The organism is Microbacterium sp. K41 (assembly GCF_004794395.1).
Lineage (GTDB): Bacteria > Actinomycetota > Actinomycetes > Actinomycetales > Microbacteriaceae > Microbacterium > Microbacterium sufflavum.
Genome location: NZ_SSDO01000279.1, coordinates 1 through 1,403, shown reverse-complemented (window position 1 = coordinate 1,403; position 1,403 = coordinate 1). Strand labels below are relative to the sequence as shown.

At 73.8% G+C, this 1,403-nt stretch carries 1 protein-coding gene and 1 pseudogene; both read left to right on the top strand.

What is annotated here, in order from left to right:
• Window positions 1-166: 166 nt before the first annotated feature.
• Window positions 167-1,138: an AAA family ATPase gene (locus DW309_RS07975; RefSeq protein WP_136035405.1), complete on the top strand. Its 972-nt coding sequence runs from the start codon at window positions 167-169 to the stop codon at window positions 1,136-1,138.
• Window positions 1,139-1,403 (top strand): annotated as a pseudogene (locus tag DW309_RS07970) (DUF58 domain-containing protein); the annotation flags it as partial. It abuts the gene before it with no gap.

Genomic DNA, 1,403 nt, shown 5'->3' with positions numbered 1-1,403 from the left:
GCCGGAGCGCCACCCGCCGACGACGCCACCCTGATCGCCCTCGCGCGCCAGCTCGACGAGCTCGAGACCGCCGTCGAGGACACGGCCCGCACCGCGCGGAGCGACGACGGATGACGCCCCGCCGCCCCGACCGACCCCCGCTCACCCCGGAATCCGAGGAGACCCCGTGACCGACGACAACCGTCCCATCGACGACGCCGCGCTGCGCCAGGCCATGCACCGCGTCCGCACCGAGGTCGACAAGGCCGTGGTCGGCCAGGCGGGCACCGTCACCGGTCTGCTGGTGTCGCTGCTCGCCCGCGGTCACGTGCTCCTGGAGGGCGTGCCCGGCGTCGCGAAGACGCTGGTCGTGCGATCGTTCGCCAGGGCCCTGGGGCTCGACACCAAGCGCGTGCAGTTCACGCCAGACCTCATGCCCGGCGACGTGACCGGCTCACTCGTGTACGACGCCAGGACGGGCGAGTTCGACTTCCGCGCCGGACCCGTGTTCACGCACATCCTGCTGGCGGACGAGATCAACCGCACGCCGCCGAAGACGCAGGCAGCGCTCCTGGAGGCCATGGAGGAGCGTCAGGTGTCGGCCGACGGCGTGAGCCGCACGCTGCCCGATCCGTTCCTGGTCGCCGCGACCCAGAACCCGATCGAGCACGAGGGCACGTACTCGCTCCCCGAGGCGCAGCTCGACCGGTTCCTGATGAAGCTCGTCGTCGGCATGCCAGAGCGCGACGCCGAGGTGTCGGTGCTGCGGCGCCACGCGCAGGGCTTCTCGCCGCGCGAGCTCACGGGCGTCGAGGCCGTGGTGTCCGCCGAGGAGATCCGCGCCGCCCAGCACGCGGCCGCCGCCGTCGAGGTCACGGACGACGTGCTCGGCTACGTCGTCGACCTGGCACGGGCCACCCGCCAGTCCCCCTCCGTGGAGCTCGGCGCGAGCCCGCGCGCCTCGACCGGACTCCTCGCTGCCGCCAAGGCCTGGGCCTGGCTCAACGCGTCGACGGCCGTGACGCCCGACCACGTGCAGACCATGCTCGTCCCCGTCTGGCGCCACCGGCTGCAGCTGCGGCCCGACGCGCAGATGGAGGGCGTGTCCGCCGACGCGGTGCTCACCTCCGTGGTGCAGCAGACCAGGGTGCCGATCTAGGTGTTCGTCACCGGACGCCTCGCCGTCGCCCTCGCCGTCGGCATCGTCCCGCTGGTCCTGACCGGTCTCGCGGGGGTGCCGCCGTACGCCGTGCTCGGAGGCTGGCTCGCGCTGTGCGCCCTGCTCGTGGTGTTCGACGTGGTGCGGGCGGCGAGTCCCCGCGCGGTGACCGTCACCCGTCGGCTGCCCGCGCGGGCGCGCCTCGGCGAACCCGTGCCGGTCAGCGTGGCCCTGCACAACCACGGAACGCGGACGCTCGACGCCG